This is a genomic window from Blastomonas sp. (genome assembly GCF_041747255.1).
GTDB lineage: Bacteria > Pseudomonadota > Alphaproteobacteria > Sphingomonadales > Sphingomonadaceae > Blastomonas.
Genome location: NZ_JBGTFM010000124.1, coordinates 1 through 3633, shown reverse-complemented (window position 1 = coordinate 3633; position 3633 = coordinate 1). Strand labels below are relative to the sequence as shown.

Below are 3633 nucleotides of genomic sequence, written 5' to 3'. Positions count from 1 at the left end.
GATCTCTGGCGCCCGAAGCGCTGGCCGCGATGCAGCCGTGGCTGGGGGGAATTGACTCGGGCGGCGGCTGGGCCAATCCGCACAGCGCCCATTCTGGCGGACGCAAGGCGGCAGCAGCGGTCGAGTTCGCGCGCGAAGGCGTGACCGCGCTGATGCCCGCTGGCGGACGGCTGGTGTTCACCAGCGGTGCGACCGAAGCGATCAATCTGGGCCTGCGCGGTGTGCTGGGTTCGCACAAGCCGCGCTGCCGCATCGTAACCATCGTCACCGAACACGCCGCGGTGCGCGACACATGCTTCTGGCTGGAGCGTCAAGGGTTCACGCTCGATCTGCTGCCGGTCGGTAATGACGGTATCGTTGATCTCGACGTGGCCCGCGCAGCCGTTGGCAGCGAGACCGCGCTGGTCGCCGCGATGCTGGTCAACAACGAGATCGGCGTCATCCAGCCGATTGCTGCCCTCGCAGATATCGCGCACAACGCCGGAGCGCTGCTGCTATGCGATGCGGTGCAGGGCTTCGGCCGTCTGCCCATCCCTGACGCGGCCGATATGGTCGCGGTGAGCGCGCATAAGATCCACGGCCCCAAGGGCATCGGTGCTTTATGGATCCGCGACGGCATCAATGTTGAACCGCTGATCCACGGCGGTGGTCAGGAACAGGGGCTGCGCTCGGGCACGCTCTCGCCTGCACTTTGCGCGGGATTCGGCGCTGCGGCCAGGCTTGCTGCGGTGCGGGTTGACGCGGATGCAGCGCATGTCGCGATACTTCGCAAAGTGGCGCTGGCGCTGTTTGCGGACTGGCAGGTCAATGGGTCGCTGGACCATCGCTATGAAGGCAATCTTAACCTGCGGCGCGACGGGCTGGATGTGGCGCGGTTGCTGTCCGACGTGCGCAGTGTTGCGTTTTCGGCGGGGTCTGCCTGCGCCAGCGGCTCCGGACGGCCCAGCCATGTGCTTACCGCGCTGGGTTTGTCGGCGGACCAGGTGCGTTCGTCGATCCGTCTTGGCTTTGGCCGCTACACCACGGTTGACGAAATCGAGCGCGCCGCGCATCTGATCAACCAGGCCGCCCTTGACCAGTTTGGATAAGCGATGATCGACGTCACCTTCATCAGCGCCGATGGCAAGTCTCGCCAGACCGTTCAGGCGAACGATGGCGACCGTCTGCTCGATGTCGCACAGGCGCACGGCCAGCCGCTTGAAGGCACGTGCGAGGGGCAAATGGCGTGCTCGACCTGCCATGTGATTATCGATGCAGGTGATGTCGCCAAGCTGCCCGAGCCGGTCGAAATGGAAGAGGACATGCTCGATCTGGCGGTGGCCGTCACCCGGACCTCGCGCCTGTCATGCCAGATCTTCCTGCGCGAGGAATGGGGCAGCCTGACGATGCGCATACCGGCCGAAAGCTATGACATGCAGGGGATGTGATCTCCTATGGCAAACTTTGGCCGATTTTGATATATTTCTGCCATGGCCACCATGAACATATCACTCCCCGATGAGATGAAAGCCTTTGTCGACGCACAAGTCGCCACCGGCATGTATGCCAACGCCAGCGACTTTATCCGCGATTTGATCCGTAACAGGGCAGAAGAGCGAGATGAGGCTTTTGCTGTCGAGCGGTTGGATGACCTGCTTGAACAGGGCTTGGCCAGCGGTATCACCACGCGGTCACTGGAGCAGATTGTAGCTGAGGCGCGGATGAAATATCGGTGCGATTAGACATCAGCAAAGCTGCCGACGCTGATCTTGACGATATCATTGCCTATTCGGCAGCGGAATGGGGGGCAGGGCAGGGGATAGACTATGTCGCTTCATTCAAAATCGCATTTGACCGGATCGTCGATAACCCCGGGATTGGTCAGCGCGTGAGCACAAGAAGCGGCAGGCTTCGTAAACTCAAGCACCGCAAGCATATCTTCTATTATGGCAGCGATGAAACGCGCATTTTGATTGTGCGCGTTCTGCATGCCAGCATGGATGCAAGTCGCCACCTGACCTGATCTTGCTTTCCTTGCAACATATCGCCATATGCGGAGCGGGAGTCGGGCGGACGTGGCCGTCGCCAATCTGGTCAGGTCCGGAAGGAAGCAGCCACAACGATTTTCGCCGCGGGTCGTTCGGCTCCTACCGCTCCCTCATTTGATGTACAGAATAGCTGAACGCCTCTTTGCACAGGCTGGCGGTTTCGTTTCCATCTTCTCCATGCTGCGGCTAATCATCGCCTTATGCACGATTCCCCGCAGACGGATGTTGGCGATCAGCCAGACGATGTGCCCGATATGCCGGGGCTGGGACTCGACCTGCCGCCAACCGTAGCCACCGCGCATGCTTCAGGCGGTCAGGCCTATCGCGTACTGGCGCGCAAATACCGCCCACAGACCTTCGCCGAACTGATCGGGCAGGATGCGATGGTGCAGACGCTGGGCAATGCGATTCGGCGAGAACGGCTCGCGCATGCCTTTTTGATGACCGGGGTGCGCGGGGTTGGCAAGACCTCGACCGCGCGGCTGATCGCCAAGGCGCTCAACTGCATCGGCCCCGACGGGACCGGCGGGCCGACCATCGACCCCTGCGGCGTCTGCGAGCCCTGCGTCGCCATCGCCGAGGGGCGGCATATCGATGTCATCGAGATGGACGCCGCCAGCCACACCGGCGTCGACGATGTCCGCGAGATCATCGAGGCGGTGCGCTATTCCGCGGTCAGCGCGCGCTACAAGATCTACATCGTCGACGAGGTTCACATGCTCTCGCGCAACGCCTTCAACGCGCTGCTCAAGACGCTGGAAGAGCCGCCAGCGCATGTGAAATTCCTGTTCGCCACCACCGAGGTGGAGAAGCTCCCCGTCACCGTGCTCAGCCGCACCCAGCGCTTCGACCTGCGCCGCATCCCCGCCGAGATGCTGCAGGAGCATTTCGCGCTGATCTGCACCAAGGAAGGCGTCGAGGCCGATGCAGAGGCGCTGTCGATCATCGCCAATGCCGCCGAGGGCTCGGTGCGCGACGGGCTTTCGATCCTCGATCAGGCGATCGCGCATGCCGATATGGACAGCGAGGGCAGGGTCACCGCCGAGCGGGTCCGTTCGATGCTCGGGCTCGCCGACAAGAGCGCGCAACGAAGGTTGCTGGCGCATCTGCTAGCGGGCGAGGGCAGGGAACTGCTCGTAGGGATCGACGAACAATACGCGCTCGGGGTCGAGCCGCTGGCGATGCTGCGCTCGCTGATGGATATCGTCCACCGCGTGACCGTGGCGCAGGTTTCGGGCGGCGAGGTCGATGCGCTCTCCGCCGAGGAACGTGTGCAGCTGGGCGAGTGGGCCGCTGCGATTCCCCCCGCGCAGCTCCATCGCCTCTGGCAATTGCTGCTCAAGGGCTATGACGAAGTGCGTCAGGCACCCGACCCGCTGGTCTCGGCGCGGATGGCACTGTTGCGCACGCTGCACGCGCAGGAACTGCCCGATCCGGGTCGGCTGGCGCGACTGATCGAGGACGCCGCGACCCGCGCTCCCGCAGCGCCTGCGGAAGGGACTCCCGCCGCCGACGCGCCAGGCGTAAATGCAGTAAAGTGGGAAGACCTTGTCGCGAAGGTCGAGGCTGGCGGCCAGCATCTCGCCGCCGGCATCATGCGGCTGCA

At 63.4% G+C, this 3633-nt stretch carries 5 protein-coding genes and 1 other RNA gene; all 6 read left to right on the top strand.

Features of this window, described 5'->3' with window-relative positions:
* Positions 1-5 precede the first annotated feature (5 nt).
* Positions 6-1088, top strand: a complete 1083-nt coding sequence (locus tag ACEW8G_RS04415) for a cysteine desulfurase family protein (protein WP_373487237.1) — start codon at positions 6-8, stop codon at positions 1086-1088.
* 3 nt (positions 1089-1091) lie between these two features.
* Positions 1092-1427: a 2Fe-2S iron-sulfur cluster-binding protein gene (locus ACEW8G_RS04410; protein ID WP_373487235.1), complete on the top strand. Its 336-nt coding sequence runs from the start codon at positions 1092-1094 to the stop codon at positions 1425-1427.
* 51 nt (positions 1428-1478) lie between these two features.
* Entirely contained in the window at positions 1479-1721 is a 243-nt protein-coding gene (locus ACEW8G_RS04405; protein WP_373487234.1) for a type II toxin-antitoxin system ParD family antitoxin, read from the top strand.
* A complete protein-coding gene (locus ACEW8G_RS04400; protein ID WP_373487233.1) occupies positions 1712-2002 on the top strand; it encodes a type II toxin-antitoxin system RelE/ParE family toxin in 291 nt (96 codons plus the stop codon). Before ACEW8G_RS04405 ends, ACEW8G_RS04400 begins: the two co-directional genes overlap by 10 nt.
* A 35-nt stretch (positions 2003-2037) precedes the next feature.
* An RNA gene (ffs, locus tag ACEW8G_RS04395) (signal recognition particle sRNA small type) lies at positions 2038-2133 on the top strand.
* Between the two features lie 148 nt (positions 2134-2281).
* Positions 2282-3633: DNA polymerase III subunit gamma/tau (locus ACEW8G_RS04390; RefSeq protein ID WP_373487236.1), on the top strand; the 1352-nt coding region annotated here is incomplete at its 3' end.

Bases quoted from the DNA above. Each gene is read 5' to 3' on its own strand.
- ACEW8G_RS04410 (WP_373487235.1), top strand. From the start codon at position 1,092: ATGATCGACGTCACCTTCATCAGCGCCGATGGCAAGTCTCGCCAGACC.
- ACEW8G_RS04405 (WP_373487234.1), top strand. From the start codon at position 1,479: ATGAACATATCACTCCCCGATGAGATGAAAGCCTTTGTCGACGCACAA.